Origin of the sequence: Candidatus Thiodictyon syntrophicum (genome assembly GCF_002813775.1) — a bacterium.
GTDB classification, from domain to species: Bacteria; Pseudomonadota; Gammaproteobacteria; order Chromatiales; family Chromatiaceae; genus Thiodictyon; species Thiodictyon syntrophicum.
On the sequence record NZ_CP020370.1, the window covers coordinates 227,509 to 253,564 of the forward strand.

Consider the following 26,056-nt stretch of genomic DNA (forward strand, 5'->3'; position numbering starts at 1 on the left):
GACATGGTCGTTGATGGAGAAAGGCTGAAGGTACTGTTGAGCAGAGCGCAGCGTGAGGTTGTGCTCTGCGCACCATTCATTAAAGTGGCGGTACTGGAGACTCTATTTGAGAGCATTCCCGAAGACGTGGAGGTTAGGGTTTACACGCGTTGGCGCGCGGCGGAGGTTGCGGCTGGCGTTAGCGACTTAGAGGTTTTCGAGTTGGTAAACGAGAGAGCCGGAGCAAGATTATTTATCCTTGATGCTTTGCATGGAAAGCTGTATACCGCGGACAGCGAGTGCATGCTAGGATCGGCCAACCTTACCGGGCCGGCGCTTGGATGGAGCCGAAAGAACAATATCGAACTTATGGTGCCAATGGCTATTGAAGCGCCGGAGGTACAAGCGTTCATGAAGCGACTTAATGAGGCGGTTCCTGCGACCTACACTCTAAGAAAGCAGATCGAGGACGCGGCGAAAGAACTTGTCGCACACCCCTTAGAAGAAGGACAGGCAATGGACGAAGATGATGTGCAGGGGCGGCGGGGCCAATGGCTCCCAAGATGCGCGGCGCCCGAGAAGCTCTATGCCATTTTCTGCGACGAAAATACGAATGCTGTGGTTAAAGACACGCTTCGAGACGGCTTGCAGGATTTGCGCGACCTATCATTGCCCCCGGGACTGTCGGCGGCGGAATTTGAAGTTGAAATACGGAATGCGTTGTTGTCGATGCCATCCTTCGCGCAGATCACCGCGCGAATACCAAGTCGGATCACAGATGGGGAGGGACGCAATCTTGTCCTGCAATGCAAGCCGCACCTGGACGGAAGCGACGCGGCATATCTCTGGCAGATCGTGCGCGGGTGGATCAGCGTATTTTTTGCGTCTCAGTATGAAGTTGCGGCGGAGAGCTATGTGGTGCGATTGAGGTCATCGCGTAAGTCGAAGGTAGATTCTTCAGAGTGATAGTTGAAGGGTGCTACACGCTGATCGCTTTGTAGGCCGAAGCGACAACAAGTGTCGATGTAACTGATCACGCATCCTCTAGCAAGAGGTAGCCATCGCCTTTGACCTGCGGCGGGACCGGCTTGGCGACATACGCATCGCCGAGTTGCTTCCAGCCCTCGAAGGCATGGCATCTATCCCCCTTCGATTCGAGTAGGTTCACTTTACTTTTTCGGGGTCGCGGCCCCATGATCGCACCATGAACACCCATGAACACCGCACCCACCTGACACTGAGCACCCAGACCCAGGGTCGCCTCGCGGCCGTGCGCTCCATCGCCGTACCGGTCCGTGAGCAGGCCGAGGACGCGCTCGCGCATGGGCGTGAGGTAGTCTTTGATTTCGCTGGGATCGAGGTGACCCAGTCTTTCATCGACGAGTTGGTGGGCGCCCTGATCCTGCGCCAAGGCCCCGCGATCCTCGAGCGGGTCGTCTTCAAGAACTGCTCGGACGACACCCGTGCCATCATCGAGTTTGTCGCGACCGATCGCTGCGACCAGTACTTGCGTACCCGTGCGCACTGATCCGCGGACCATACCGATGGTGTTGGCGTGGCGGGAACCGTCGAATTTTCGCTCCAGTGCGGGAAGCGGCCTGCGGACTTGATCCTGGTCCCGCCCCCTCTCCGATCGGCGGGATCGCCGGTCCGCGCAGCGGAACCTACGCATGGCGCCGGGCGTCGTGCGATCCGCGGCGTCGTCGGTCCGCACAGCGGACCCTACGGGCTCGCCATGACCGCCGCCCGTGCTGCATGAGCGAGCGACAGCTTTCCTTTCCCCTCAAACAGTGAAAAATCGCCCAGCAGGCGATTTTTCAATGGTTCATGGACTCCAGCACCTTGTAGATCGCCGCTGAATCCAGTTCCCCCAGCCCTTGGTCGACCAAGGCATCGAGGTACTGGGCAATGCTCGCGGCGGTCGGCAGGCCGAGCCCCAATTGCGCGGCCGCCTCGCCGACGATCCGCATGTCCTTCTGGTGCAGGCGCGCCTTGAAGCCGGGGGCAAAGTTGCCGTCGATCATGCGTTGGCCGTGGACCTCCAGGATGCGGCTCGCGGCGAAGCCGCCGAGCAGGGCCTCGCGCACCCGCGCCGGGTCCACCCCGGCGGCGCGCGCCAGCAGGATCGCCTCCGCCACCCCGGCGATGGTCGCCCCCACCACGATCTGGTTGCACGACTTGCAGACCTGGCCGGCGCCGTTCGTGCCCACATGGACGATGTTGCGCCCCAGGACCTCCAGCAGCGGGCGCACCCGGTCGAAGACCGGCACCGCGCCGCCCACCATGATCGAGAGGGTCCCCGCGATCGCCCCGGACTCCCCGCCCGAGACCGGTGCGTCCAGCATGGCCACCCCTTGGCCCTCCAGACGCCCCGCGATCACCCGGGTGGCCGCGGCCGAGATGGTGCTCATATCGACCACGACGGCGCCCGGGGCCGCCCCCTCCAGCACCCCGCCCGGCCCCAGGATCACCTGCTCCACGTCCGGCGTGTCGGCCACCATGGTGAAGATCACCTCGGCCTGGGCGGCGGCCTGCGCGGGGCTGCGCCAGGTCATGGCGCCGGCCGCCGCCAGCGGCTCCATGGACTCCGGGCGGCGGGCATAGACCGCCAGGTCGTACCCGGCGCGCCGCAGGTTGAGGGCCATGGGGCGGCCCATGATGCCGAGTCCGATGAAGGCGATGCGATCAGGCATGTATAAGGTCTCTGTGGCAGGCTGACAGATGCAGTTGTCGTGAGGCTCAGGCGCCGCTCCTGGTGGGAGCGGCTTCAGTCGCGACGAGGCCACGGCTGCTTGCCCCGTCTCCAAGGCGATGACTTACTCGGGCATCAGCGTTTTTGGGCCCTGCGGGGTGCCCAGGATCAGGACATCGGCGGGCCTCAGGGCGAAGATGCCGACCGTGACCACGCCAGGGATGTTGTTGATTTGTTGCTCCAGACTGACCGGCTCCAGGATCTCCAGGCCCTGGACGTCCAGGATCAGGTTGCCGTTGTCGGTGACGAAGCCCTCGCGCCACACCGGGGTGCCGCCGGCCCGGACCAGTTGCCGGGCGACGAAACTGCGGGCCATGGGGACGACCTCTACCGGCAGGGGAAAGCGGCCGAGCAGCTCCACCAACTTGGTCTCATCGGCAATGCAGACGAAGCGAGCGCTCGCCCCCGCGACGATTTTCTCCCGGGTCAGGGCCCCGCCGCCGCCCTTGATCAACTGCAATTGGCGGTTGGACTCGTCCGCCCCGTCCACGTAGAGTGCGAGGTCACCGACCGCGTTCAGGTCGTAGACCGGGATGCCGTGGGCCTTCAAGCGGGCGCTGGACACCTCTGAACTGGACACGGCGCCCTCGATGCGACCCTTGATGGTCGCGAGCGCGTCAATGAAGTGATTGACCGTGGAGCCGGTGCCCACGCCGATGATCCCGCCCTCGACATAGGCCAGGGCCGCGTGGGCGGCCTGTTTTTTCTGCTCGTCCTGGTTCATGGGGTGCCTCGCTGAATTGGTCTCTTAAGGGCTTGGTATCATAGCGCAAGTGATGGGTTTCGCTGCGCTCTACCCACCCCACAATCTACCATCTCGGCGCCTGGTAACCTGGGGCGTCTGGCCCCCGGGGGTGCAATCAGAACTGATGTTTTAACGCACATGTCGTAGGGTACGCATTGCGTACCCGCCAAGAGCTACCGGACGTTCTCGCGGACCGGGCATCGTTGTCGTTGTCGTGGTCGGATTATTCGATTACGACAACGACAACGACAACGACAGCGTACCCGGGATCTCGGTTACCACATCAGTTCTGATCGCACCCGGCCCCCGGCCCCTTGTCTCACTGAGGTTTTCCAATGCCCGACAGCTACATCGAGCGCATCCTGAAGGCCCGTGTCTACGAGGTTGCCCAGGAGACCCCCCTGACCCTGGCGGCGGCCCTCTCGGCCCGCCTGGGCAATCAGGTCCTGCTCAAGCGCGAGGACCTCCAACCGGTCTTTTCATTCAAGCTGCGCGGCGCCTACAACAAGCTGGTGAGTCTGAGCCCGCAGGTGCGCGCCCGTGGGGTCATCGCGGCCAGCGCAGGCAATCACGCCCAGGGCGTCGCGCTGGGCGCGGCGCGTCTGGGGGTGGCGGCCACCATCGTGATGCCGCGCACCACCCCGGGCATCAAGGTCCGGGCGGTGCGGGCCCTGGGCGGGACCGCGGTGCTGTGCGGCGACTCCTACGACGAGGCCTATGCCCATGCCATGGGACTGGTCGCGGAGTTGGGTCTGACCTTCGTGCACCCCTTCGACGACCCGCAGGTGATCGCCGGTCAGGGGACCATCGGCATGGAGATCCTGCGCCAGCACCCGGAGCCCCCCCATGCCATCTTTGTCCCCGTGGGCGGTGGTGGGCTCATCGCCGGCATCGCCGCCTATGTGAAGTGGCTGGCGCCCCAGGTGCGCATCATCGGCGTGGAGCCGGAGGACGCGCCGACCCTGCACGCGGCCCTGGCGGCGGGGCGGCCGGTGGAACTCGCGCAGGTCGGCCTGTTCGCCGACGGGGTGGCGGTGCGCCGCATCGGCACTGAGACCTTTCGGGTCGCCGCCCAGCGGGTGGACGAGGTGATACTGGTCGGTACCGACGAGATCTGCGCCGCCATCAAGGACATCTACGAAGACACCCGCGGTATCGCCGAACCCGCCGGGGCCCTGGCCGTGGCTGGCCTGAAGCGCTATGTGGCGCGCACCGGCTGCCGCGGTGAACACCTGGTGGCGATCGAGAGCGGTGCCAACATGAACTTCGACCGGCTGCGCCATGTGGCCGAGCGGGCGGATTTGGGTGAGCGGCGCGAGGCCCTGCTGGCGGTCGCGATCCCCGAACGGCCCGGGAGCTTCCTGGCCTTCTGCCGGGCGCTCGGCGAGCACCAGATCACCGAGTTCAACTACCGTTTCGCCGACCCCGATCAGGCCCAGGTCTTCGTGGGGGTGGAACTGGGCGGCGGCGACGCCCAGCGCGCCCGGTTGATCGGGCAACTGCGCGACCAGGGGTTGGGGGTGCTCGATATGACGGACAACGAGACCGCGAAGTTGCATGTGCGCTACATGGTCGGGGGGCACGCCCCGGGGGCGGGCGAGACCCCCGGAGAGACCGTGGTCCGATTCGAGTTTCCGGAGCGCCCCGGGGCCCTGCTGGACCTGCTCGGCGGGCTCGGCAAGCGTTGGAACATCACCCTCTTCCACTACCGCAACCATGGGGCCGCCTATGGCCGGGTACTGATGGGGGCGACGGTCCCGCAGGCAGAGCGCGCCGACTTCCGCCGCTCCCTGGACGCCCTGGGTTACCCCCATTGGGATGAAACCGACAACCCGGCCTATCGCATCTTTGCCGGCGGGCTGGCTAACTAGCGCGTCGCCCAAGGTTCGAGAGGAAGAAGAATGCTTGTCGCATCGTTGTCGTTGTCGTAATCGTAATCGGAGAAGCGATGCAACTTGGCGTGCGAGAGAATCCGCTACGATAACCTCGACAACGACAACGACAACGACAACGACAACGACAACGACAATCGAGGCTGGCCGCCAACCTGTTATCTTGTGCGCCGATAGATGCGGCTTTCGGTCGCCACGGCGTCGAGCGGCACGTCCCAGGGGCGGGGCACCAGGCGCGTGACGCGCTGGCATTCGTGGGCGATGCCGATCAGGCGCGGCCGCAGCCAGTGTCGGCGCTGCCGCAGGAAGGCCAGGGTGCGGTCGTAGTAGCCGCCGCCCATGCCGAGGCGGTTGCAGTCCATGTCGAATCCGACCAGCGGGACCAGGATCAGGTCGAGTGCCCAGGCTGGCGGCCGCCCCTGGCGACCGTGCCGGGGCTCGGGTATCCCGAAGCGATTAGTAGTCAGGGCGTCACCCGGTGCGTAGCGGACAAACCACAGTCGGCGCTGCCGCCCCGGACGCAACACGGGCAGAAAGGTGCTTGCAGTGCCGCGGCGGGCCGCCGCCGCGAGCAGGGGTCGCGGGTCCAGTTCGCCGTTCGCCGGCCAGAACGCGGCGATCCGGCGGGCGCATCGGAAGGCGGGCTCCCGCCCCAGCACCCGGGTGAGTGCCGCCGCGTGACGTCGCTGATCGTTGCGGGAAAGCAGGCGCCGTGCCGCGCGGAGTCGGCGACGCAGGCCGCGGAGCGCCGGGCACCCGTTCGGCGCGTGCCGTCCCCACGGCACCTCAGGGTCAGCGCAAACAGCAGAAGTACCGAGTGCCGTGGTGGGGGCGAGGGGAGATTGCATTGGAAGCGAATCGAACACAGGGGCTTGGTACCCGCGGCCCTTTCGCAAGCGACGATAAAGGGGCGACACCCCCCGTCTGTGCCGTCGCTAACCTTTGTTCTTGAACCGTGAGGTTCAAGTGGGGTCAGTCGCGTCGGCTTCAGGCTTTCCGCTCGGGGGCGGACTTGCGCAACGGCCTCGTGGTCATGTCCCCAGGGTACAAAATAGGCTCAAGAAAATACCCAGCCAGCGGTCGAACACTACAGGGGGTGTCTGGGGAAAGAGGCTATACCCTTTCGGCCGACGAGTCCAGGGCCGGTTGCGCGGACAGGGCCTCGCCGATGCGCTCCTGCAGCCGACCGAGCCGCCGGGTGACGGCGGTCTCCCCGCCGCCCTGCGCCTTTTGCAGTTGCAGCAACTCATTGGCGATATTGAGCGCCGCCAGCACCGCGATGCGGTCCGAGCCGATCACCCGCCCGGTCTGACGGATCTCGCGCATCCGCCCGTCGAGCAGCCGCGCCGAGGCGATCAGGTCCTCCTGCTCGGCGGCCGGGCAGGCGATGCGATAGTCCTTGTCCAGGACTTTGATATTGACCCCAATGGGCTCGTCGGTCATAGACTCTCCTCCATCGCACGCAGCCGCGACAGCATGGCCTCGACGCGGCTGCGTGCCTGCTCGGTCTTCTCGATCAGGTCGCCGCGCTCGGCCGCCAGGGCCTCCTGGCGGGCGCGCAGGGAGGCGTTTTCCTCTTGGAGACGTTGACACAGGTGCAGCAGATGCTCCACGCCGCGCTCGAACTGGTCGATGTCGAAACTGGCCAAGATCAGGGCCTCTTTGAGAATTCTTCGCACTATAGAAGGGGCGGCAGGCAGGGTCAATCGGGTCGGTGCCCATGGTATGCTCAAGAGCCGCAACCAGACGGGCATCGACCGCGCCAGGCGCCCCGGAGACCACCACGGACATCGACTACGATCAGATCGGGAACCTGCTCCAGGCAAGCCCGCTCGCCCCGACCCCGAGCGAGGCCCAGGGGATGCTCTGCGGCCTGATCTGCGGCGGGTCCGCGGCCCCGGAGTCGGCCTGGCTCGACCTGTTGTTGCCGATCCCGCCCCTGAACCCGGACGGGGACGCAACCCTGGACCAGGAGGTGCAGCCGGCACGGGCCGTCCTGGGTGCGCTCGCGCGCCGAACTCAGGAGCGGATTGCAGGTCCCGGGCTCGATTTCCCCCTGTTGCTCCCGGACGACTCCCACGCCCTGGCCGAGCGCGCCACCGCCCTCTACGACTGGGTGCGCGGCTTCCTGTTTTCAATCGGTGTCCTGGGCCTCGCCGAGCGCGACCTGTCCGCTCAGGCACAAGAGGTCTTGCGCGACTTCGCGGACATCACCCGCCTGGATCTCAACCAGTTGCGGCAGGACGAGGAGAACGAGGCGGCCCTGACCGAGCTGACCGAGTTCGTCTGGGTGGCCGCCATGCTGATCTACGAGGAGCGGGCGGCCCCCCGCCCGGGATCGCGATGACCATGGCCGAGTATGGACGGCGCCGCCGCGCCCTGCTCAAGGCCATCGGCGCGGATGGGCTCGCCATCCTGCCGGCCGCCCATGAGACGATTCGCAACCGCGACGTCCACTACCCCTTCCGGCAGGCGAGCGACTTCACCTATCTCACCGGGTTCCCGGAACCCGAGGCCCTGGCGGTCTTCGCCCCCGGGCGCAAGAAGGGGGAGTTCATCCTGTTCTGCCGCCCCCGCGACCCGGAGCGCGAGCAGTGGGACGGCTATCGGGCCGGGGTCGAGGGGGCCACGGCGACCTACAAGGCCGACGAGGCGCACCCCTTGAGCGAACTCGACGCCCTCATGCCGGGACTGATCGACGGACGCGCCCGACTCCTGTTCCCCATCGGCGCCGATGCCGCCTTCGACGCCCGCGTCTTCGGTTGGGTCAACCAGGTGCGGGCCAATGTGCGCAAGGGCGCGCTCCCGCCGGAGACCTTCGTCACCATCGAGGCGCTCCTGCACGAGCAGCGCCTGCGCAAGGGCGAGGCCGAGGTCAAGCTCATGCGCCGGGCGGCGCGCATCTCCGCCGCCGGCCATCGCGGGCTGATGCGTCTGTGCCGCCCGGGCCGCGGCGAGGCGGAACTGGAGACCGAGTTCCTGCGCCACTGTGCCGCCGCGGGGGCGCGCTTCCAGGCTTATCCGCCCATCGTCGCCGGCGGGGCCCGCGCCTGCGTCCTACACTACGTCGACAATTGCGCGACCCTCAAGGACGGCGACCTGGTGTTGGTCGACGCGGGCTGCGAATTGCACGGCTACGCCTCGGACATCACCCGCACCTTCCCGGTCAACGGCCGGTTCAGCCCGCCCCAGCGTGAGCTCTACGAACTCGTCCTGGCGGCCCAGCTTGCCGCGATTGCGAAGGCCCGCCCCGGCAACCGCTGGATCGAGCCCCACGAGGCGGCGCTCAAGGTCCTGACCAAGGGCCTGATCCGTCTCGGCATACTCGAAGGCAAGACAGCCAAGCTGATCAAGGACGAGGCCTATAAGCCCTATTACATGCACCGCACCGGTCACTGGCTCGGCATGGACGTGCACGACGTGGGTCACTACAAGGAGCGCGGTGAGTGGCGGCGTCTGGAGCCGGGCATGGTACTGACGGTGGAGCCGGGGCTCTACATGCCGGCCACCGAGGCGGTCCCCGCGCCCTATCAGGGCATCGGCATCCGGATCGAGGACGACGTGCTGATCACGCCGGACGGCAACGAGATCCTCTCCGCCGCGGCGCCCAAGGACCCGGAGGCGATCGAGGCCTTGATGGCCAGCTAGCCAAAGGAAGCATCTTCATACGCCTGGCGCTCCTGATGGCGAGTGATCCGAGTCACCTTTGGCGCTTGCAGCGCCAAGTGAGCCTGCGACCCCACGGACATCGCGAAGGACTTCCTGCGCGTTTATCTGCCGCAAGAGGTGCTCACCGAGGTCGATCTGGACAGCGTGGAGATCAGTAAGGATACCTAGGCGTCGTCCGACCTGCGCACGATCTACTCGGACCTGGTCTATCGCGTGCGCTGGCGGGGCCAGCCCCTGCCGGTCTGCGTCTTGTTCGAGCACAAGAGCCGGCCTGAGCACTGGACCCAACTGCAACTGCTGCGGTACTTCGCGGTCGAGGGCGACGCCTACCGCAAGCAGCACCCGCGGGCACGGCTGCTGCCGCCGGTCATGCCGCTGGTGGTTTATCACGGCAAACGGCGTTGGCGGGTTCCCCGGAACTTCCACGACCTGATCTCCCCGCTTTCGCCCGCGCTGGCACCTTACATACCGAGCTTCACTTACGTCTTGGTGGACATCTCGCCGCAGAGCGACCCTGAGGTCAAGGGTAAGGTCCTGACCCGGCTGGTGCAGCTCGCGATGCGTTCGATGCGGCCCGGACGCAGACCGACACGCAGCTGCGCCATCATGGCCAGCAAGGCCGCCAGGTCGGCCGCCGTGGCGAGGGCGTCGCGGTACTGTTGCCACAGGGTCCACAGTTGCACGGCATGCTTGAAGCTGAGTTGGCGGGGGATCTGGTCGGCCAGCAGTGCCGACTGCGCCATCAGGAGACGGATCAGATTGTAGGCGAGCCGATTAAAGTGGACCTAGGTCTGCGCCAACGGCGCAAACAATGCCTGCAGGTCCGCCCCGCTGAAGCCCAAATCCGGCTCCCCCGCCGCCTCCTGATAGACCCCGGCAGCGAGCGCGCGTTTGCGCTCCTGCATGGAGAGGATGCGCTCCTCCACCGTCTGCTCGGTCACGAGCTTATAGACGAAGACCGGCTTGTCCTGGCCGATCCGATGCGCCCGGTCCGCCGCCTGGGACTCGACCGCCGGGTTCCACCAGGGGTCATAGAGGATCACGGTGTCGGCCTCGGTGAGGTTGAGTCCCACGCCGCCGGCCTTGAGGCTGATGAGGAACAGGCTCACCGCGCCGGAGCGAAAGGCGTCGATGGCCTCGTCGCGCTTGCGCGTCTGGCCGGTGAGCTTGGCATAGGGGATGCCGCGGTCCTCGAGTTCGGTCTCGATCAGGGCGAGCATACTGGTGAATTGGGAGAAGAGCAGGATGCGTCGGCCCTCTTCCAATTGCTCCGGCAGCAGGTCCATCAGCAGTTCCAGCTTGGCGGACTCCTTGACCCGGGCGGCGGCCGGGATCCGCAGCAGGCGCGGGTCGCAACAGGTCTGGCGGAGCTTCAGCAGCGCATCCAGGATCGTGATGTGACTGCGTGCCAGTCCCTGGGCGGCGATCGCCTCGCGCACCCGCTTCTCCATCGACAGGCGAATGCCCTCGTAGAGTGCCGCCTGGGCCTCACCGAGCGTGACGCTCTTGATGATCTCGGTCTTGGGCGGCAGTTCGGTCGCCACGTCCTGCTTGCGGCGGCGCAGCATGAAGGGGGCGATGCGCTGCGCCAGGCGGCCGTGGCGCTCATGGTCGTGGTGCTGTTCGATGGGGGTGCGCCAGAGCCGTTTGAAGCTGCCCTGATCCCCCAGGAAGCCGGGCATCAGAAAGTCGAACTGGGTCCACAACTCGCCCAAGTGGTTCTCCATAGGGGTGCCGGTGAGACAGAGCCGGTGATCGGCCTTGAGCGCCCGGACCACGGCGGCGGCCTGGGACTTGGGGTTTTTGACGGACTGCGCCTCATCGAGGATCAGGCTGTGGAAGGATTGCTCGGCCAGGCGCTCCTGGTCGCGCGACAGCAGGGGGTAGGTGGTCAGCACCAGGTCATGATCGGGCATCCGATCGAAGAGTTGGTGCCGGTCGGAGCCGTGCAGGACCAGGGTGCGCAGGGCCGGGGTGAAGCGCGCCGCCTCGCGGCGCCAGTTGCCCATCAGGCTGGTGGGGGCGACCACCAGGGCGGGGCGGTCGAGCCGCCCGGCCTCCTTTTCCACCAACAGGTGGGCCAGGGCCTGGACGGTCTTGCCGAGCCCCATGTCGTCGGCCAGGATGCCGGCCAGGTTCCAGGCGCGCAGGAACTGGAGCCAGTCGAGCCCGCGCCGCTGGTAGGGGCGCAGTTCCACGGTGAGCCCGGCCGGGGGCTCGACCGACTCGATGCCGGTGAAGTCCTTGAGGCGCCGGGCCAGTTCGCGCAGCCGCTCGGCCCCGCGGATGGCATAGCCCTGGGCCTCGAGTTCGGCTAAGGCCCCCGCGTCGAAGCGCGAGATCCGCAGTTGCCCGTCCGCCCCCGGCGCGGCGCGGTCGAAGAGGTCGCGCAGGATCGCGATGAAGGGTTTGAGACGGGCCGCCGGCAGATCGACATAGCGGTGGGCCGCCGCGGGGTCCGTCCCCGTCGGGTCCAGGGGCAGGCTGATGATCTGCGGCAGTTCCGCGTCCAGACCCAACTCCAGCAGGGGGGCGATGATCGGCAGCAGCGGGATGCGCCGCCCGCCCAGATCGAGATCGAAGCGCAGGCCGAACCAGTCGTTGCCCCCGGACTCGGCCTCCTCCTCCACCTCCAGGTCCCAGTCCGCCGTCTCGAAGCGCAGGCGGAAGCTGTCGGCGATGTCCACCCGCCAGCCGGCCGCCGCCAGGGCCGGGAGGCCGTCGCGCAGCAGGGCCGACCAGTGGCCGGCGCGCTCGATGGGGTTGGTGGCGGCGGGGAGCAGCCGATGGCCGCCGGCGCGCTGCGGGGTGTTCACGGCCGGGACGAAACCCAGCCCCGCCAGGGTGTCCAGGGCGCCGCGCTCCGCGTCCAGGTCGCGATGGATGCGCACGGTGCCGCCGCCGCCGGGCAGGACGCTGTGGGTGAGCGCCGGCAGGCCGGGGACGCGATGGCCGGCGTAGTCGAAATCGAGGTTGAGCTGGTCGGTCGCGGCACCCGCCAGGGTATCGCAGGTCAGGGTCAGCCAGGGGGTGGCCGGGGCGGTCGCGACCTCGGTCACCGGCACCGGCACCGGGGTCGGCAGGGGCAACTGGGGGAACTCCAGCACCAGGGTGCGGGCGATGGCCTCCGCCTGACTGGCGCGCAGGCGCGGGGCGGCCAGGACCTCGCGCAGTTGCGCGGCACTGAGCCCCCCGGACTCCAAGGGGCCGACCAGATGCCCGGCCAGGTCCAGATACAGCGGCGGCTCCAGGAGCAGCAGCCGGGCCGCCGGTACCACGCCGAGCCCCAGGGTCAGGAGCCCGTCGGCGCCCTCGTGCCAGTCCATTTGCAGGTCTCGCGGTGCCCCCAGGCCCAGGGGGGTCGCCTCCACGGCCTGCCAATGGCAGCGGCCGGTGCCGATCATCCGCAGCAGGGCGACCCGGCCATTCAGACCGGTGAGCGGGACGCTGCTGATCCACTGACCGGCGGAGACCGCGCGCAGCATCCCCAGGATGTCATGGTCCGCCGCCACCAGATACTCGGGGGTGGAGTAGCCGTGCAACAGGTTATACAGATTCGCCTGGCGGCCCTTGGAGAGCCCGCCGCGGCGCAGCGGCTTGGCCACCCGTAGTTCCACCGCGACCCCCTGGGGGTCGGTCGGGCCCGGTTGGAGCACATAGACCAGGCGCTCGGCGTCGGCGACCGCGGCCGGCTCCTGGCCGGCCGCCACCACCCTGGTCAGCCAGCGCTTGAGGAACTCGGTGGCGGCGCTGCCGTCCGTCGGCTGGAACTGGCGCTCACGCTCCTCGTAGGCGAGACAGGCGGCGGCCACATGCTTGCAGTTGTAGCCCACGGGGCAGCCGCAGGAGCCGGTGAGGTCGCGTTTGTCGGGGTTCGCGGGGATGAAGATCAACTGGCGATAGAAGCGCCCGCCGCTGCCGCGCACCCGTGCCTGGAGGCTGACGCCCTCGGCGTCGCGCCGCTCCTCCGTGAGGTCGATGACCATCCCCTGCCGGAAATAGTGCAGGCCCCGGTTGAAGGAACTCAGGTCGATCGCGTGGCGGATGTCATCTCGGGTCAGGGGGCGGGGCATGGCGTAGCGCACAAGGCAGTCAAAGCGACCGGCCATTGTCGCCGGTTCCGGCGCCTTTGCCCATGGGGCGAGAAAGATCGGCCTCCCGGCTTCGGGCGGCGGCCTCAGGCCGCTCGCGGCAAGCCGTCAGTGGCGGGCGGCCCCCCGTTTGACGATCTCCAGGTCGGTCCCGCGGGGCAGGTCGCGAATCCAGGGCGACGGTGAGCGCAACCCGGTAGGCAGTTTCGCCAGGGCCGCCTGAGCCTCCGCACGGTTGGCGTGCAGGCTGTGGATCAGCACAAACCAGGGGCGTCCCCGGCGGGTCTCCTCACTCAGATAGACCGGGTCCGGCAGGTCCGGGCGCAGCGCCAGCTCCAGGATCTTGTCCCGGCTGTAGCCGCCCATGAGTTGGAGGGCGAAGGGGCGGTCCGTAATCGACGTCTTGCTAATGCGCGGGGGCACCGGGGCGGCCGCGTCAGGGCCGCTCTCGGGGCGCGCGGCCGGCACCGATGCCGGCTCCGGCTCAGGCGTCGCCGGCTTGGGTGGGCGCGCCCCGGTGTCCGGGGCCGTCACCGGGGGGGCGTCCAAGGTCGGACCCGGGCGGGACGGCATCGCGCTGACCAGTGACTGGAGGCCGCGCTGCAGGGCCTCCAACTCGCCGCTTTGGCGCCGCTGCTCGGCCGCCAGACGCTCCAGGCGTTCCGCCGGGACCGTCCCCTCGGCCCCCGGGCCTGGGTCCTTGCCCCCCCGGCGCGGCCGGCTGGAGAGCTCGCCCACGGTGGCGGTCAGGGTCGCCACCCGCTCTTGCAGTTCGGTCTCCTGCTGGGCGATGCCGGAGAGGCGCTGCACCTCCTGGCGCAGGCTCGCGAGCGCGACGGCGGCGGCCGTGTGGCGTGTGTGGGCGTAGAGCGCGAACAGACCGACCCCGGCCAGGGCCAGGGCGAGCACCAGCAACCCGGCACGGTTGTGGCGGCGCCACCGGGTCTCGAACTCCTCGCGCTGGGCCTGCCACCCGCGCTGCAGTTGAGAACTGGTCAGGCGGCGGTCGTCATCCACATCGGCGATCCGCTCCACCATGGCCTTTTCCTGATCGCGCAAGCGCTCGCGCTGGGCCGCGACCTCGGCGGCCAGTGCCTCCAGGCGGGCGGACTGGTCGGCCAGGTGCCGATCCGCCCCCGGGTGGACGGGGCCTGGCTCCGCCCAAGCGGACTCCAGGGCCCGCAGCCGCTCTTCGAGTGACAAATCCGGTGCAAAGGGGTCGTCAAGGACTCCCGGTCCCAGGGTCTCGGCCATGGTGGTTCCCGCGCCGTTCGATGGAGGTAGCCCATGATCCAGGATTCGCCCCAGCGCCGCAAACACTCAAGAAGCCGTTCCTGTCAAGCGCGCGTCAGGCGCCGACCGATCAGATAACTCAGGGTGGCCACGCTGCCGCACAGGGCCATGCCCCACAGGATGTCGGCCAGCACGACCGTCAGCGGCCAGTTGGGCAGCGTGGCCAGGTTGGTCAGATCATAGGTCGCATAGGTGAAAAGGCCGAACAGGAGCCCGTTCTGCGCCGCGCGCCGCCAGGACCCCTGGGCCAGGGCCGGCGCCACCGCAAAATAGATGATGCCGACCACGAACAGAAGATAGAAGATGATCGCGGCGGGCCAGTTCACCGTGGGGCTCAGGATGTAGCCCAGGTACTGCTGGTAGAAGTCCCGGGAGATGAACCCGAGCCAGACCATGTCGATGGCCAGAAAGACCGGGACCGTCAGTAGGTAAAGCTTCAGGTAGGCGGTGGCAGTCATGGTAAGGACCTCGTGGGGGCTGCGGTTGGAGGGCGTGTCTGACCCGGATGCTACTCCGATCTTGCGGATGCCTCGACCGGCCCGCTCGGTTACACTAGGGGACCGGGCCTGCCCGCTGCCCACGGCAGCCAGCCGCGCCGTCCGTCCTCCCATTTGCCCTCGTAGCTCAGTTGGATAGAGCGATCGCCTCCTAAGCGATAGGTCGTGGGTTCAATTCCCGCCGAGGGCACCACTTAGCGCGCGTTACCTCCGCGGACAGCGCGCCGCGCTGCCTGATCACAGGAAGCCTTCAGACGCCCGTGAACACGGAGACCCACGCCCACCTCGCCGCCTTCATCTGGGACATCTGCAACCTGCTGCGCGGTCCCTACAAGCGCAACGAGTACCGCAAGGTCATCCTGCCGCTGACCGTCCTGCGCAGTTTCGACTGCATCCTGGCGCCGACCAAGCGGGCGGTGCTGGCCGTCCACCGGGCCAACCTGGGAAAGCCGGAGACCCTGCGTCAGCGCCTCCTGCAGCAGGCCGCGGGTTTGAGCTTCTACAACACGAGCCGGCTCGACTTCCCCCGTCTGCTCGACGATCCCAACCAGCTCGCGCCCAACCTCACGGCCTACATCGACGCCTTCTCGCCCAACGTGCGGACCATCATGGAGCGCTTCGGCTTCGAGCAGCAGCTCGCGAAGATGGCCGATAAGAACATCCTGTTCAAGGTCGTCAAGGCGTTCTGTGACCCGCGCGTGGACCTGTCGGCGCAGCGCGTCGACCACATGCAGATGGGCTATTGCTTCGAGGAACTGATCCGGATCGGCGCCGAGCAGGCCAACGAGGAGGCCGGGGAGCACTTCACCCCGCGCGAGGACATGCTGATCAAAGGCGAAGAGGCAGAAAACATCCGGCGCGGCGACATCATGAAGAAGAGCCTGGGGAACAAGCGCAACAAGATCGGGGACCCCGACGAGCCCGGCGAGCCGGACCATATCGGGGAGATCACCCGCATCCATGGCAACTGCCGGCACGACGACAGCCGTGTGTTCAACATCGACGGGCGGGACAAGCGTCTCACGGTCTCTATGGACCGCGCCGAGTTTCAGGCGGCCATCAGCGCCGCGGTGCGCGCGACCGGCTTGAAGCTCTCGTTGCCCGAGCGCAAGCTGATCCTTGCCGCCCTGAGCGAGCGCGACGACCAGGCCGCCATCTGCACCGACGCCCAAGGCAACCCGGAGCCCGCTCTGGAGTTGCGCGATACCGAGATCGTGCCCCTGACTGAAGCGATCCAGACCTACTTCGAGCGCGAGGTCCTGCCCCATGTGTCGGACGCCTGGATCGATCACGAGAAGACCCGGATCGGCTAAGAGATCCCGCTCAACCGCCACTTCTACCGCTACGAGCCGCCGCGCCCGCTGCCCGAGATCGAGTGCGACATCAAGCGGCTGGAGCAGGAGATATTGACTCTCTTGTCGGAGGTGACTGCATGAGTACGTTACGTCCTAGAGTTTTGGACTCCAACCGGTTGAACGCCCGGTTTGACGATCTGTGCAAGCTCCAGAACGGCTGGCTCGACGGTCACGGAGTTGCGCCGAGCCCGCAGGGGTTGCGTTGGCTGGCGCAGTGCATTGAATCCTACTATCACCTCGCGCTTTCGCCGTTCTATCTCTATCCGACCGCAGAGGGCGGCGTGCAGGTGGAGTGGTCGCTCGGCACTCACGAGATTACCCTGGAGATCGACCTGGAGCGCCGGGGCGGCGAGTGGCATTCACTCGACACTCGGACTCAGGAGGTTGACTGGAAGGTGCTGGATTTGGGGCAACCCGGGTCTTGGGCCTTCATCGCTGCGGAGGTCGATCGGACGGGAACTGACGCCAAGGCACCGCGTACCTTGGCCGAAGTCTGGTTTTGAGTCCGGGGAGGTTCTGGCGATGAAATGGCAAGCTTATCCCGAGTATAAGGCAAGTGGAGTCGAGTGGTTGGGTGACATTCCCGCCCATTGAATCAGACTAACGCTCGCGCGCGTAACTCTTGACCGATGCGATGGACCTTTCGGTTCTGGAATAAAGAGCGAACACTACACGGACAGCGGTACACGGGTAGTTCGACTGCAAAATATCAAAGCTGCTGCGTTCGATAACAGAGACGAAGCCTATTTGGATTCGGATTATGCCTTGCTAGAATTGCTGGGGCACGAAGTTCAGGAAGGCGATCTATTGATTGCAGGGCTAGGGGATGATAATAATCTTGTCGGCAGGGCATGTGTAGCTCCAAAGGATATCGCACCATGTCTGGTCAAGGCCGACTGTTTCCGGTTCCGGCTTGACACGAATCGCGTTTCCCCAAAATTCCTTGCGTATCAGCTCAGTGCCGGGGCGATTACTGATGCGCAATTATAAGGCGCTGGATCGACCCGTTATCGAATTCCTCTTTCGGTCATGGCTCGGCGTCCGATCTGTTTTCCCGGAAGAGGGGAGCAGTTGGCGATTGCCGATTTTCTCGACGTGAGTATTGCGAAGGTCAACTGCTTGATCGGGAAAAAGCAGGAGTTGATCGGCCGGCTCAACGACAAACGGAAAGCCCTGATTTCGCGTACTGCGATCCGCGGTTTGCCGTCCGAGAGATCAAGGATTTCGCCTTCCCGCTGCCGCCGCTGCCGGAGCAGCGCGCAATCCTGGACTGGATGGCATTGCAGGAGACCCGTTTCCGGGCCGTCGAAGGGCGGATGCGCGATGCTATCGGCGAATTGGAGGAATACCGCTCCGCCCTGATCACCGCCGCCGTCACCGGCAAGATCGACGTGCGCGGCTGGCAGGCAGCGGGCAACTGTGCCGCTCCCGAGGCCGTCGCGATGGGTTTCGCTGCGCTCTACCCATCCTACGAACGACGAGCGTTGAACATAGACAAGAGGGCAGGATCGCGATGAGCCAGACCAACGAGCACGCCTTCGAGTCCTATTGCGAGCAGATGCTGCTGACCCAGGGCGGTTGGGAGCGGGGCAACTTAGCCGAATGGGATCGGCACCTGGCGCTCTTCCCTGCCCGGGTCTGCGCCTTTCTTGAGGACTCACAGCCGGTCCTGTGGCAGAAGCTCCACGACCTGCACGGCGACGCCTTGGGGACCAGGGTGGCCGCGGCCCTGGCCAAGGAACTGGACCTCAAGGGGATGCTGCATGTCCTGCGCCGCGGCTTCAAGTTCCACGGCAAGACCCTGCGTATGGCCTATTTCAAGCCGGCACACGGGCTGAACGCGACCGTGGTCGAACTCTTCGGCAAGAATCCGCTTACGGTGACGCGGCAGGTGCCGTGCCATGCCAAGGGCGGCGAGACCCTGGATATGCTGCTGGCGCTCAATGGGCTGCCCATCGGGAGCTGCGAACTGAAGAACCCAGGTACTGGCCAGACCTGGCGGCACGCGGTGAAGCAGTATCGCGAGGACCGTGACCCCAATGCCCCCTTGTTCCAGTGCAAGGCGCGTGCCCTGGTGCACTTCGCGGTGGACCCGGACGAGGTGCACATGACGACCCGTCTGCTGGGGGAGCGCACGCGCTTCCTGCCCTTCAACCGGGGCAGTGACCCCGGAACCATCCGCTGCGGGGCCGGGAACCCGGCGCACCCGTCGGGTTATCGCACGGGCCATTTCTGGGAGGAGGTCCTGGCCCGGGAGGGGCTGCTGGAGATTCTGGGCAGCTTCATGTTCATCGAGCGCAAGGATGGAGAAGCAGGAGGACGCCAAGGGCAAGGTCCGGGAACCAAGATCGTCATCACGACCTTGCAGATGTTTCCATTCGTCCTGCGCGGCCTGCTGCGTGCGGCCGGGGCCGCGAGCGTCGATGCACCGTCCGCGAGCGCGCGCGAGCAGGCGGACGCCTGGAAGGCGCAAATCGCCGGCCGCCGTTACGCGATCATCGTGGACGAGGCCCATTCCAGCCAGACCGGCGAGACGGCGCGGGAGATGAAGGCGATCCTGGGTGCGGGATCCGGCCTTTCGGACCTCGAGGGCGAGGCGCTTCCGGCCGCGGCCGAGGACGAACCCGACGGGACGCTGGCGAACGACCGGCACGATGGGCTGGTCGCGGGTCCAATGCCGGGGCAGGATGCCCCGGCTCCGGCCAGCGACTGGCAGGACGGGTATGAACACGCGGCAGAACGACGATCGCTTGTACCTGGTGGTCTGAGACCATGACTACACAACGCTGTGCGGATCAGGACCGCAGGAGGGGCGGTCACGGAATCCCCAACAGCTTGTGTGTCTGCAGACTCAGGCGCCAGCGCGGATGGGCCTTGCAGTAGGCGATGGCGCGCGCGGTATTGGCGGCCAAGTCCGGGCCGTCCATCGGCTGGAGAAAAAAGTGCCGAAAGGCGAGGTTGGTGAAGCGCTCCGGGGGCGCGTCCGCTTGCGGATAGACGAGCTTCAGTTCCTGACCGGCCAGCAGTCGCAGCCCGGCGGCGGCCTTGGGACTGACACAGACCCAGTCGATCCCGGGCGGGGCGGTGCGGGTGCCGTTGGTCTCCACCGCGATCTCGAAGCCCTGGGCGTGCAGGGCCGCGATCAGGGGTGGGTCCAGTTGCAGCAGCGGCTCCCCGCCGGTGCAGACCACATAGGGGACGGCACCGGACGCGGCCGGTGCGGGCCAGGCGGCGCGGACCCGCGCCGCGAGTCGGGCGGCGTCCGGGTAGCGCCCGCCGCCGACCCCGTCGGTCCCCCGGAAGTCCGTGTCACAGAAGGTACAGACCGCCCGGGAGCGGTCCTCGTCGCGTCCCGACCAGAGGTTGCAGCCCGCGAAGCGGCAGAACACGGCTGCCCGCCCGGTGCGGGCGCCCTCGCCCTGGAGGCTGTAGAAGACCTCCTTGACCAGATAGGTCATGACGGCAGGGCCGGCCCCAGGTCGCCCCAGCACAGGCTGACCCCGCAGCCGGGGGTCTCGTACAGGTCGATGCGGTCGAGCGCGGGCAGCGCGGCGGTGCAGTGGCGCCGAATCCAGTGCACGAGACCGGCGCCATCGGCCGCCGCGAGCTCCGGCAGTTCATCGAGCCGGTGGTGGTCGAGTCGGTCATAGACCGGTTTGAACAGCGCCTTGACATCGCCGTAGTCGACCGTCCAGCCGAGCACCTGATCCAGCGGTGCGCTCAGATGCAGGCGCAGCAGATAGCTGTGCCCGTGCAGGCGCCGCCGCGGATCAGCCGCGGGGGCCGCGGTGAGGCGCAGGGCGGCCTCGAAGCGCTGCTCCTTCCAGATGCGGTAATGGGCGCCGTCGTAGTGACAGCCCGCGGTGACGGTCTCGTAGACGCTGACCCAGGACAGGGCCGGCAGGGCGGGTTTGAGGCGCTGCCAGAGCCAGTGCGCGAGCAGTTCGCTGGTGGGGTTCTCCAGGCCCGCGAGGTCGTTTAAGCAACCCAGATGGAGTTCGGCCTGGAGCGGCGCCCAGACCGACCCGAGATGGTCGAAATCCAGCCCCATGTCCTGGCCGGCAAGGTCCTGATCGGCGTGTAATATGACCTCGAACCCGTGGCCGTGCATGCGCCCGCAGGGGTGGCCGGCGGGGACCCGGGGCAGGCAGTGCGCCGCCTCGAAGCGAAAGCGCCGCCACAGGTGGGCGTGGTCCAGCGCGTCCAGGTCCGCGCCCTGGTCGCGGGTGCTGCGGATGCCGACACTCGCAACGCCAGGCACCCCGAGTCTGGCGCGAATCCAGCGGGCCAGGTTCTCGTCGGTGGGGATGGCCAGGTGCTCGTTGAGGTCCCGGTAGTCGAGGTCGGCGACACAGGCCCTGAGTGCATCGCCCAGGGCCACGGTCTCGCCCCCGGGGAAGGGCGCCCAGTGCGCGGGCAGCGCGGCCCGCACCCGGGCGCGGAAGCCGTGCCCGTGCAGGCGCCGCGCGCGGTGCCCCGCCGGGAGTATGGCGACCCGGCGGGCGGCCTCGAAGGGCGCGGCGGCGAGATGGAAGACCCGGTCGTCCATCTCAGGCGCCCCCGAAGCGGGCCGCCAGCGGGTCCGCGATGCCCGCCTGGGCAAAGCCCTTGGCCCGCAGTTGGCAGGAGTCGCACTGGCCGCAGGGGCGCCCGTCCGCCCCCGGGTCATAGCAACTGCTGGTGAGCCCGTAATCCACCCCGAGCGCCAGGCCGCGCCGGATGATCTGGGCCTTGGTCAGGTCGATCAGCGGCGCGTGGATCTTGAGGCGCTGGCGCCCCTGCACCCCGGCCGCGGTCGCCAGGTTCGCCATCCGCTCGAAGGCCGCGATGTACTCGGGCCGGCAGTCCGGGTAGCCGGAGTAGTCGAGCGCGTTGACCCCGATGAAGATGTCGCCCGCCCCCAGGACCTCCGCCCAGGCGAGCGCGAAGGACAGGAACACCGTATTGCGCGCCGGTACATAGGTGATGGGGATGCCCTCCCCCAGCGCCGTCGGGTCGCGCCCCTTGGGCACGGCGAGGTCCGCGGTCAGGGCCGAGCCGCCGAAACGGCGCAGGTCGATGTCGGCGATGACGTGCTCGGCCACGCCGAGCGCCGCCGCGACCCGCTGGGCGGACTCAAGCTCCACCAGGTGGCGCTGGCCGTAGCGGAAGGACAAGGCGTAGGGCGCGAAGCCCTCGTGCTTGGCGATGGCGAGCACGGTGGTGGAGTCCAGGCCGCCGCTCAACAGGATGACTGCGTTTTTCATGGGTCGAGGTCAGGGATCGGGTCGGGGAAGGATAACCGGTAACCGAGGATGGTCACACCCCGCCGGGGTTGAGTGCAAGCGGCCAGGAGTCCAAGGCTTCAGCCTTGGGGGCCGCGAGCCATTTGCTTCGGTGTCTACCCGCGGGGGTCAGGGTAGCGGTCCTCACGCGTGTCCTGCAGATTCCAGCGAGACCGTTGCAATTTGAGCAGGACCCGTCCAGCATCGGCGGCGGTGATCTCGACACCCCCCACAGTGCCTGTCGGCCGCCAAATTGAGCAAGAGTTCAAGAGGCAGTGCACTGCCTGCGGACAGCGATTTGATTGTACGGAGTAGGTGACGCACTTGGGCGGGGCCAGGATTGCAAAACGAATCTAGAATCTTATGGGCAGCAGAATATGTGCGCTTCGAGGATGTACGCGAACATGCTGCTCGTGCGCGGCAAGCCAATGCTCGAATTGCGCCTGCACCTGCGGAAACGCACCAGCTTCCAGGAGTTGGTAACCTAAACGATTCAGTAAGCTTGCATGCCGAGCCTGCGCATCAGAATGACCGCTGTCGCGCCAAGGTTCGTGCGACCCGCCGCGACGTGATGGCTGACCATCGAAACAAAGGCGTCGCCCGATGGTTGGGCGAAAAACAGGTGTCCGACGGCGAATTTCAGATGATTGGCGGCAGGATCGGCGCGACTGATTTCAAACTCGATCCAAATGCGTCTATCGAGTGCTGCATTCTTCAACAGCACATCCGCGCGCGGCGAGAATCCAAGCCTCTTTTCCAGTTCCTTCGATAATAGGGGAACTTCGTGGGAGGACTGCCAGCCCGCCGGGACCTTGGATGCAAGAGAGCGCTGCAGAAAGGTGGTGAGGCTCATTCCGGGATCGACTTGGCCCTTGGCGACGCACGACGGCGGTGTTGTTGGTCACTATCGAGCAGTCCCAAGAGGTCGGTGTCCGGATGGATCAGGGTCGGCAGCAGGTCCGGGGTTTCGGCGAGCCGGGTGAGCAGGCGGGCGGCGATGTCACCCTTGAGTGCCACCAGACCGCAGGAGAAGCGCCTGGCCTCGGGGTTGCCGAGGACGACGGCCGTGAGCCCCGCGAGTGGCGGCAGGTTGCGGCTGGTGGTACTCCCACAAAAGGCGATGGTGGGCGAGGCGAGCCGCAGCCGGGAGTCGATCCCGCAGGCCGCCAGATAGTCGTCCCCCAGTAGCCACAGACAGAGGTCGTAGGGGTCCGCCATCAGGGCGCGGAAGGCGGTGGGGATACCGAGCCGGTCGGCCCAGGCGCGCAGGTCAGCCTTGCCGCGACCGCTGAAGGTGCACTCATAGGGTGCGATCTTTCGCTCCCCGCGGATCAGTCCATAGCCGGCCGAGACGACCTGAAGGTGGGTCTCCAGTCTACCCGCCACGCCCTTGACCCCGCGCATCAGGCGAACATGCTGCTGACCCCGGTAGAGGTCGCGGGCGGGGGTGAGGCAGTCGGCGAGGGCGACCTCGCGCTCCTGCACATGAGCGGAGCCTTGGGCGAAGTCGTCACCGGTCAGCCCTTGCGGATGCGCGACCGTCTTCTGGCCGGTGCAGGATGTCACGATCAGGATGCGCATCAGTTTTGGTTCTGCTGGTTGTCTTTCCACGCCTCGTCCCTCGCAGTGTACTTCTTAAGCACCGATTCCATGCAGGCGGATAGGTGTAGATCATTTCGTCTGCCGGGCGGCTGACCGAGCGGCACGCGGCGGGTCTGGTGCAGTTGGTGACGCTGGCCGGGAACCTGACGCCTGCGCAGCGCGGGTCTCTGGAGCAGTGGCTGCGCGGTTGACGGCGGCTTGGCGGTCCGGGTATGCCAGGCAGGCCGATGTCTTACCAGACAAAGCACTGATCCTAAAGCACAATGACCTTGCAGCCGTGCCCGCGCAGGCAACCGGTTTCAACCCTGTATCCGGGCATCCGCATCACCGTCGGCACCATTATCGGCCTGCCGGCCTGGGGCGAGTCGATCGACAGCGTGCTGGGGCTGCATCCCAGCCTGGAGCGCGAGGACATCTTGGCCGCCCTCGCCGATGCGACTTGGCGGGACGCAGCAACTCGCGCGGTCTCGTCGCGGCTGAAGCCGCTCCCACCGGGGTCCCGGCCGGACTTTCATGGTAAGGCTTCTGTCTTGCATGGCGGCGCCGCGGTAATCTGCAACCTTGGGGCGGTTTGCGAGGCCCCATCGCGGCCGGAGGCCGCTCCCACAACGTCGCTGCGCGACTTTCACGGTAAAGCCTTGGACTGCTGGTGCTGTGGCCGGCGGCGATCGGGCCGCTGCGCCGCCCCTCATGCGCACCGCTGGCCGAACCCGGCAACGCAGTGCTCGAGCCGATTGGCCGGCGTCTTTTGGATCTTGGCGAGCAACCGGCAGGATACCGCAGCGAGGCCAAATCGCCGCATCAGCTCCCGCTCCAGATAGAGCGTCAGATGTGCGGTCATCTCGGCGTCGGCCTGGGCGCGGTGATAGCGGCCGGTGACGGGCAGCTTGGCGAATTCGACGAGGGTGCCGAGCTTATGATTGGGCGCCTGCGGGAGGACGCGGCGGGCCACCAGCATCGAGCAGATGAAGTCTTGCCGCCGCGCGCGGCCGATCCGCGCCAGCTCTGCGTCCCAGAACTTGCTGTCGAAGGAGGCGTTATGGGCAACCAGTGGATAGTCGCCGACAAAGTCCGCGACCTCGGCCATCACCTGCCGAGCGGGCGGCGCCTGGCGGACCATCGCGGTCGTGATGCCCGTGAAGCTCGTGATGAACCCGGGGATCGCCACGCCGGCGTTCATCAGGTTCTGGTACTGGCCGACGATCTGCCCGTCGCGCACCAGGATCGCGGCAATCTCGGTGGCGCGATCTCCGTAATGCGGGGATAGGCCGGTGGTCTCGAAATCGATGACGGCGATGGTTTCCAAGTCGTTCCTCCGGGAAGCGATGGCGCGCGGTGGTAGAGTCCAGGCCGCCGGTCGACGGAACCACTGGGTTCTTCATGGGTCGATGTCGGGGCATGGGGTGTGCGCCGGGGATGGTTACACCCCGCCGGGGTCGAGTACAGGCGGCCAGGCGTCTACGGCTGTTTCCGAAGAACTTTATACCACGAAGTGATCGGGGCGACTCGACCGGTGGCCGACGCCTTAGCGGGCGACGGCACCGGGTCCGGCTGAAGCCTCGACCTCCGGTTTGTCGTATGGGTACGAAGTTATCCAGACCTCACCTAGGCATATCGTCCCCGAAACTCCGGTCCTGGACGCAACGCCCAACAACGCGCGCGTAGCGGTCCTAGACTCAGTGCGGGTTCGCTACAATCGAATCAGCGAGGTTCAGTGGCCTGGAGGGTGTGCCGATGCAGTGTCCCAAGTGTGGTGCCGAACAGGCGGGCGACAGCCTCATCTGTTCCCGGTGCGGTATCGTCTTCGCGAAATACTTCAAATATCACCCCCGCTCCGACGGGGACGATCCGCGGCCCCAGGCCCCTGCGGCGGCGCCGGTGTCCCACGCGCGCCCGTCAGCCGGTGTGGCCCCACGGCCGCTGGGCACGGACTCGCTCTTGCTGCCGGCCGCGCCCGGTGGCGATTGGTTCGCCTTGAGCGGCCGCGCGGTCTTGTGGGCCTTGCTGCTGGTCTGGGGGCTGGTGCTGATGCTGGCCCCGGTGGAGAGCAACGCCGTCGGGGCGTCGTACCTGCATCTGGTCAACCTGCCCTTCCACGAGTTCGGGCACATCCTGTTTCGCCCCTTCGGGCAGTGGATTGCCTCGCTCGGCGGGACCCTGGGCCAACTGCTGATGCCGGCCATCTGTTGCGGCGTCCTGCTCGTCCAGACCCGCGACCCCTTCGGCGCCGCGGCGGCCCTGTGGTGGTTCGGCGAGAACTTTCTGGATATCGCCCCCTATATCAACGACGCGCGGGCGGGGGCATTGCCCCTGCTCGGCGGGAACTTCGGCCATTCGTCCCCCTACGGCTTCCACGACTGGGAGTACCTCCTGGGTGAGACGGGTCTGCTGCACCTGGATCATGGCCTCGCCCAGACCAGCCGCCTGCTCGGCGTACTCGTCATGGTGCTGGCCCTGACCTGGGGCGCCTGGCTGCTGGTGCGCCAGTTGCGATACCTGAACAGGCAGGACTGAGGCGTCCGGATCATCGCGGGGGGTGCTCAAGACTGAAGCGGAGGCCCTTAAATGACAGCATGTATTCATCCGATCGCCGAGATCAATCAGCGCGCCAAGGACGCGCTGATCAGAGAAGTCGGAGTCATCGACACCATCCGCTTCCTGAATCAATTTCGCGCCGGCAGTGGGGACTATACCGCCGAGCGCGCGAGCCTGTTCCGGGACATGACCGCAAGCGAAATCATCGCGGAGATAAAATCGCGACGAACTGGAAGCGTCTGAGCATCCATCGTCGATTGCCCTATACCGTGAAAGTCGCGCCGCGCCGCGGTGGGAGCGGCTTCCGCCGCGACGGGCCGCGTGGGGAACGCGGCGCCACATCGCGGCCGGATGCCGTTCCCACCAAGGAGCTTTCATGTTC

At 66.8% G+C, this 26,056-nt stretch carries 26 protein-coding genes, 1 tRNA gene, 1 other RNA gene and 3 pseudogenes; 14 read left to right on the forward strand and 17 right to left on the reverse strand.

The genetic code is table 11. The annotated features are described in order from the left end of the window. The first annotated feature begins 3 nt into the window (after positions 1 to 3). The gene (locus THSYN_RS00960; RefSeq protein WP_100917483.1) at positions 4 to 945 is read left to right on the forward strand and encodes a phospholipase D family protein; all 942 of its coding nucleotides are present in this window, start codon (positions 4 to 6) and stop codon (positions 943 to 945) included. Positions 946 to 1,012: 67 nt separating this feature from the next. On the opposite strand, the gene THSYN_RS36600 is transcribed toward THSYN_RS00960, so the two are convergent. After that, positions 1,013 to 1,147 carry a hypothetical protein gene (locus THSYN_RS36600; protein ID WP_257791215.1) on the reverse strand — a complete coding sequence of 45 codons (135 nt, stop codon included), beginning with the start codon at positions 1,145 to 1,147 and terminating at the stop codon, positions 1,013 to 1,015. 36 nt (positions 1,148 to 1,183) lie between these two features. On the opposite strand from THSYN_RS36600, the gene THSYN_RS00965 reads away from it, so the two are divergent. Beyond that, positions 1,184 to 1,507, forward strand: coding sequence for an STAS-like domain-containing protein (locus THSYN_RS00965; protein ID WP_100917484.1), 324 nt, complete (start codon positions 1,184 to 1,186; stop codon positions 1,505 to 1,507). Between the two features lie 289 nt (positions 1,508 to 1,796). Here THSYN_RS00965 and THSYN_RS00970 read toward each other — a convergent pair whose 3' ends face one another. Together THSYN_RS00970 and rpiA are read right to left on the reverse strand one after the other, a co-directional pair. Beyond that, a complete protein-coding gene (locus tag THSYN_RS00970; protein WP_100917485.1) occupies positions 1,797 to 2,672 on the reverse strand; it encodes a 2-hydroxy-3-oxopropionate reductase in 876 nt (291 codons plus the stop codon). A gap of 123 nt (positions 2,673 to 2,795) precedes the next feature. Further along, positions 2,796 to 3,455 (reverse strand): ribose-5-phosphate isomerase RpiA, encoded by a 660-nt coding sequence (rpiA, locus tag THSYN_RS00975; protein WP_100917486.1) that lies wholly within the window; start codon positions 3,453 to 3,455, stop codon positions 2,796 to 2,798. A gap of 356 nt (positions 3,456 to 3,811) precedes the next feature. Between rpiA and ilvA the strand changes: the two genes are divergently transcribed. Next, positions 3,812 to 5,347 (forward strand): threonine ammonia-lyase, biosynthetic, encoded by a 1,536-nt coding sequence (ilvA, locus tag THSYN_RS00980; protein ID WP_100917487.1) that lies wholly within the window; start codon positions 3,812 to 3,814, stop codon positions 5,345 to 5,347. 179 nt (positions 5,348 to 5,526) lie between these two features. On the opposite strand, the gene THSYN_RS00985 is transcribed toward ilvA, so the two are convergent. From THSYN_RS00985 to THSYN_RS01000, 4 genes are all read right to left on the reverse strand, one after another. Continuing rightward, entirely contained in the window at positions 5,527 to 6,216 is a 690-nt protein-coding gene (locus tag THSYN_RS00985; RefSeq protein WP_100917488.1) for a 5-formyltetrahydrofolate cyclo-ligase, read from the reverse strand. A 65-nt stretch (positions 6,217 to 6,281) separates the two neighbouring features. Continuing rightward, a non-coding RNA gene (gene ssrS / locus THSYN_RS00990) (6S RNA) lies at positions 6,282 to 6,467 on the reverse strand. A gap of 14 nt (positions 6,468 to 6,481) precedes the next feature. After that, complete coding sequence (locus tag THSYN_RS00995) at positions 6,482 to 6,811, reverse strand: cell division protein ZapA (RefSeq protein ID WP_100917489.1); 330 nt, start codon at positions 6,809 to 6,811, stop codon at positions 6,482 to 6,484. Then, positions 6,808 to 7,017, reverse strand: a complete 210-nt coding sequence (locus THSYN_RS01000; protein ID WP_100917490.1) for a TIGR02449 family protein — start codon at positions 7,015 to 7,017, stop codon at positions 6,808 to 6,810. The genes THSYN_RS00995 and THSYN_RS01000 overlap by 4 nt, the downstream gene beginning before the upstream one ends. A 71-nt stretch (positions 7,018 to 7,088) precedes the next feature. On the opposite strand from THSYN_RS01000, the gene THSYN_RS01005 reads away from it, so the two are divergent. The 3 genes and pseudogenes from THSYN_RS01005 to THSYN_RS37120 form a co-directional block, all read left to right on the forward strand. Next, positions 7,089 to 7,715: a UPF0149 family protein gene (locus THSYN_RS01005; RefSeq protein WP_216644657.1), complete on the forward strand. Its 627-nt coding sequence runs from the start codon at positions 7,089 to 7,091 to the stop codon at positions 7,713 to 7,715. Beyond that, positions 7,712 to 9,016: an aminopeptidase P N-terminal domain-containing protein gene (locus THSYN_RS01010; protein ID WP_100917491.1), complete on the forward strand. Its 1,305-nt coding sequence runs from the start codon at positions 7,712 to 7,714 to the stop codon at positions 9,014 to 9,016. Before THSYN_RS01005 ends, THSYN_RS01010 begins: the two co-directional genes overlap by 4 nt. A 234-nt stretch (positions 9,017 to 9,250) precedes the next feature. Next, a pseudogene (locus THSYN_RS37120) lies at positions 9,251 to 9,550 on the forward strand (Rpn family recombination-promoting nuclease/putative transposase); the annotation flags it as partial. A 50-nt stretch (positions 9,551 to 9,600) separates the two neighbouring features. On the opposite strand, the pseudogene THSYN_RS35595 reads toward THSYN_RS37120, so the two are convergent. From THSYN_RS35595 to THSYN_RS01030, 4 genes and pseudogenes are all read right to left on the reverse strand, one after another. After that, positions 9,601 to 9,807 (reverse strand): annotated as a pseudogene (locus tag THSYN_RS35595) (IS4 family transposase); the annotation flags it as partial. A gap of 15 nt (positions 9,808 to 9,822) precedes the next feature. Then, positions 9,823 to 13,146, reverse strand: coding sequence for a DEAD/DEAH box helicase (locus tag THSYN_RS01020; RefSeq protein ID WP_216644658.1), 3,324 nt, complete (start codon positions 13,144 to 13,146; stop codon positions 9,823 to 9,825). A 90-nt stretch (positions 13,147 to 13,236) separates the two neighbouring features. Next, positions 13,237 to 14,382, reverse strand: a complete 1,146-nt coding sequence (locus THSYN_RS01025; protein WP_100917493.1) for an SPOR domain-containing protein — start codon at positions 14,380 to 14,382, stop codon at positions 13,237 to 13,239. An 83-nt stretch (positions 14,383 to 14,465) separates the two neighbouring features. Next, positions 14,466 to 14,879, reverse strand: a complete 414-nt coding sequence (locus THSYN_RS01030; protein WP_100917494.1) for a DUF2177 family protein — start codon at positions 14,877 to 14,879, stop codon at positions 14,466 to 14,468. 155 nt (positions 14,880 to 15,034) lie between these two features. On the opposite strand from THSYN_RS01030, the gene THSYN_RS01035 reads away from it, so the two are divergent. The 5 genes from THSYN_RS01035 (at position 15,035) to THSYN_RS01055 (ending at position 19,049) form a co-directional block, all read left to right on the forward strand. Beyond that, positions 15,035 to 15,111 (forward strand) — tRNA-Arg (locus tag THSYN_RS01035). A 67-nt stretch (positions 15,112 to 15,178) separates the two neighbouring features. Next, positions 15,179 to 16,231: a type I restriction-modification system subunit M N-terminal domain-containing protein gene (locus tag THSYN_RS01040; RefSeq protein WP_236848762.1), complete on the forward strand. Its 1,053-nt coding sequence runs from the start codon at positions 15,179 to 15,181 to the stop codon at positions 16,229 to 16,231. A gap of 119 nt (positions 16,232 to 16,350) precedes the next feature. Then, positions 16,351 to 16,776, forward strand: coding sequence for a hypothetical protein (locus THSYN_RS01045; RefSeq protein WP_157817383.1), 426 nt, complete (start codon positions 16,351 to 16,353; stop codon positions 16,774 to 16,776). A gap of 771 nt (positions 16,777 to 17,547) precedes the next feature. Next, positions 17,548 to 17,790 (forward strand): restriction endonuclease subunit S, encoded by a 243-nt coding sequence (locus THSYN_RS01050; protein ID WP_100917496.1) that lies wholly within the window; start codon positions 17,548 to 17,550, stop codon positions 17,788 to 17,790. Continuing rightward, positions 17,787 to 19,049 carry a type I restriction endonuclease gene (locus THSYN_RS01055; protein ID WP_100917497.1) on the forward strand — a complete coding sequence of 421 codons (1,263 nt, stop codon included), beginning with the start codon at positions 17,787 to 17,789 and terminating at the stop codon, positions 19,047 to 19,049. Before THSYN_RS01050 ends, THSYN_RS01055 begins: the two co-directional genes overlap by 4 nt. 40 nt (positions 19,050 to 19,089) lie before the next feature. Here the strand turns inward: THSYN_RS01055 and queE are convergent, their stop codons facing one another. The 5 genes from queE to THSYN_RS01080 all read right to left on the reverse strand — a co-directional run bounded on the left by queE (position 19,090) and on the right by THSYN_RS01080 (position 23,118). After that, a complete protein-coding gene (gene queE / locus THSYN_RS01060) occupies positions 19,090 to 19,731 on the reverse strand; it encodes a 7-carboxy-7-deazaguanine synthase (RefSeq protein WP_100917498.1) in 642 nt (213 codons plus the stop codon). Beyond that, on the reverse strand, positions 19,728 to 20,822 hold the full coding sequence (locus tag THSYN_RS01065) for a 6-carboxytetrahydropterin synthase (RefSeq protein ID WP_100917499.1): 1,095 nt from the start codon (positions 20,820 to 20,822) through the stop codon (positions 19,728 to 19,730). The genes queE and THSYN_RS01065 overlap by 4 nt, the downstream gene beginning before the upstream one ends. Before the next feature lies 1 nt (position 20,823). After that, positions 20,824 to 21,519, reverse strand: coding sequence for a 7-cyano-7-deazaguanine synthase QueC (queC, locus tag THSYN_RS01070; RefSeq protein ID WP_100917500.1), 696 nt, complete (start codon positions 21,517 to 21,519; stop codon positions 20,824 to 20,826). 511 nt (positions 21,520 to 22,030) lie between these two features. After that, a complete protein-coding gene (locus tag THSYN_RS01075) occupies positions 22,031 to 22,390 on the reverse strand; it encodes a hypothetical protein (RefSeq protein ID WP_100917501.1) in 360 nt (119 codons plus the stop codon). Further along, positions 22,387 to 23,118 carry a hypothetical protein gene (locus THSYN_RS01080; protein WP_100917502.1) on the reverse strand — a complete coding sequence of 244 codons (732 nt, stop codon included), beginning with the start codon at positions 23,116 to 23,118 and terminating at the stop codon, positions 22,387 to 22,389. The genes THSYN_RS01075 and THSYN_RS01080 overlap by 4 nt, the downstream gene beginning before the upstream one ends. 284 nt (positions 23,119 to 23,402) lie before the next feature. On the opposite strand from THSYN_RS01080, the pseudogene THSYN_RS35600 reads away from it, so the two are divergent. Continuing rightward, positions 23,403 to 23,516, forward strand: a pseudogene (locus tag THSYN_RS35600) (hypothetical protein); the annotation flags it as partial. 311 nt (positions 23,517 to 23,827) lie between these two features. Here THSYN_RS35600 and THSYN_RS01090 read toward each other — a convergent pair. Further along, a complete protein-coding gene (locus tag THSYN_RS01090) occupies positions 23,828 to 24,445 on the reverse strand; it encodes a 3'-5' exonuclease (protein WP_100917503.1) in 618 nt (205 codons plus the stop codon). A gap of 428 nt (positions 24,446 to 24,873) precedes the next feature. Here THSYN_RS01090 and THSYN_RS01095 point away from each other — a divergent pair, with 428 nt between their 5' ends. Continuing rightward, positions 24,874 to 25,653: a zinc ribbon domain-containing protein gene (locus THSYN_RS01095; protein ID WP_100917504.1), complete on the forward strand. Its 780-nt coding sequence runs from the start codon at positions 24,874 to 24,876 to the stop codon at positions 25,651 to 25,653. A gap of 51 nt (positions 25,654 to 25,704) precedes the next feature. Beyond that, positions 25,705 to 25,917: a hypothetical protein gene (locus THSYN_RS01100; protein ID WP_100917505.1), complete on the forward strand. Its 213-nt coding sequence runs from the start codon at positions 25,705 to 25,707 to the stop codon at positions 25,915 to 25,917. Positions 25,918 to 26,056 lie beyond the last annotated feature (139 nt).

Coding starts and splice junctions, on each gene's coding strand:
- THSYN_RS01030 (WP_100917494.1), bottom strand. CDS start 14,879: ATGACTGCCACCGCCTACCTGAAGCTTTACCTACTGACGGTCCCGGTC.
- THSYN_RS01025 (WP_100917493.1), bottom strand. CDS start 14,382: ATGGCCGAGACCCTGGGACCGGGAGTCCTTGACGACCCCTTTGCACCG.
- THSYN_RS01080 (WP_100917502.1), bottom strand. CDS start 23,118: ATGCGCATCCTGATCGTGACATCCTGCACCGGCCAGAAGACGGTCGCG.
- queC (WP_100917500.1), bottom strand. CDS start 21,519: ATGAAAAACGCAGTCATCCTGTTGAGCGGCGGCCTGGACTCCACCACC.
- THSYN_RS00960 (WP_100917483.1), top strand. CDS start 4: ATGGTCGTTGATGGAGAAAGGCTGAAGGTACTGTTGAGCAGAGCGCAG.
- queE (WP_100917498.1), bottom strand. CDS start 19,731: ATGACCTATCTGGTCAAGGAGGTCTTCTACAGCCTCCAGGGCGAGGGC.
- THSYN_RS01050 (WP_100917496.1), top strand. CDS start 17,548: ATGGCATTGCAGGAGACCCGTTTCCGGGCCGTCGAAGGGCGGATGCGC.
- THSYN_RS01100 (WP_100917505.1), top strand. CDS start 25,705: ATGACAGCATGTATTCATCCGATCGCCGAGATCAATCAGCGCGCCAAG.
- THSYN_RS01095 (WP_100917504.1), top strand. CDS start 24,874: ATGCAGTGTCCCAAGTGTGGTGCCGAACAGGCGGGCGACAGCCTCATC.
- THSYN_RS01065 (WP_100917499.1), bottom strand. CDS start 20,822: ATGGACGACCGGGTCTTCCATCTCGCCGCCGCGCCCTTCGAGGCCGCC.
- THSYN_RS01010 (WP_100917491.1), top strand. CDS start 7,712: ATGACCATGGCCGAGTATGGACGGCGCCGCCGCGCCCTGCTCAAGGCC.
- rpiA (WP_100917486.1), bottom strand. CDS start 3,455: ATGAACCAGGACGAGCAGAAAAAACAGGCCGCCCACGCGGCCCTGGCC.
- THSYN_RS01055 (WP_100917497.1), top strand. CDS start 17,787: ATGAGCCAGACCAACGAGCACGCCTTCGAGTCCTATTGCGAGCAGATG.
- THSYN_RS01020 (WP_216644658.1), bottom strand. CDS start 13,146: ATGGCCGGTCGCTTTGACTGCCTTGTGCGCTACGCCATGCCCCGCCCC.
- THSYN_RS01075 (WP_100917501.1), bottom strand. CDS start 22,390: ATGAGCCTCACCACCTTTCTGCAGCGCTCTCTTGCATCCAAGGTCCCG.
- THSYN_RS00965 (WP_100917484.1), top strand. CDS start 1,184: ATGAACACCCATGAACACCGCACCCACCTGACACTGAGCACCCAGACC.
- THSYN_RS00995 (WP_100917489.1), bottom strand. CDS start 6,811: ATGACCGACGAGCCCATTGGGGTCAATATCAAAGTCCTGGACAAGGAC.
- ilvA (WP_100917487.1), top strand. CDS start 3,812: ATGCCCGACAGCTACATCGAGCGCATCCTGAAGGCCCGTGTCTACGAG.
- THSYN_RS00985 (WP_100917488.1), bottom strand. CDS start 6,216: ATGCAATCTCCCCTCGCCCCCACCACGGCACTCGGTACTTCTGCTGTT.
- THSYN_RS01005 (WP_216644657.1), top strand. CDS start 7,089: ATGGTATGCTCAAGAGCCGCAACCAGACGGGCATCGACCGCGCCAGGC.
- THSYN_RS00970 (WP_100917485.1), bottom strand. CDS start 2,672: ATGCCTGATCGCATCGCCTTCATCGGACTCGGCATCATGGGCCGCCCC.
- THSYN_RS01045 (WP_157817383.1), top strand. CDS start 16,351: ATGAGTACGTTACGTCCTAGAGTTTTGGACTCCAACCGGTTGAACGCC.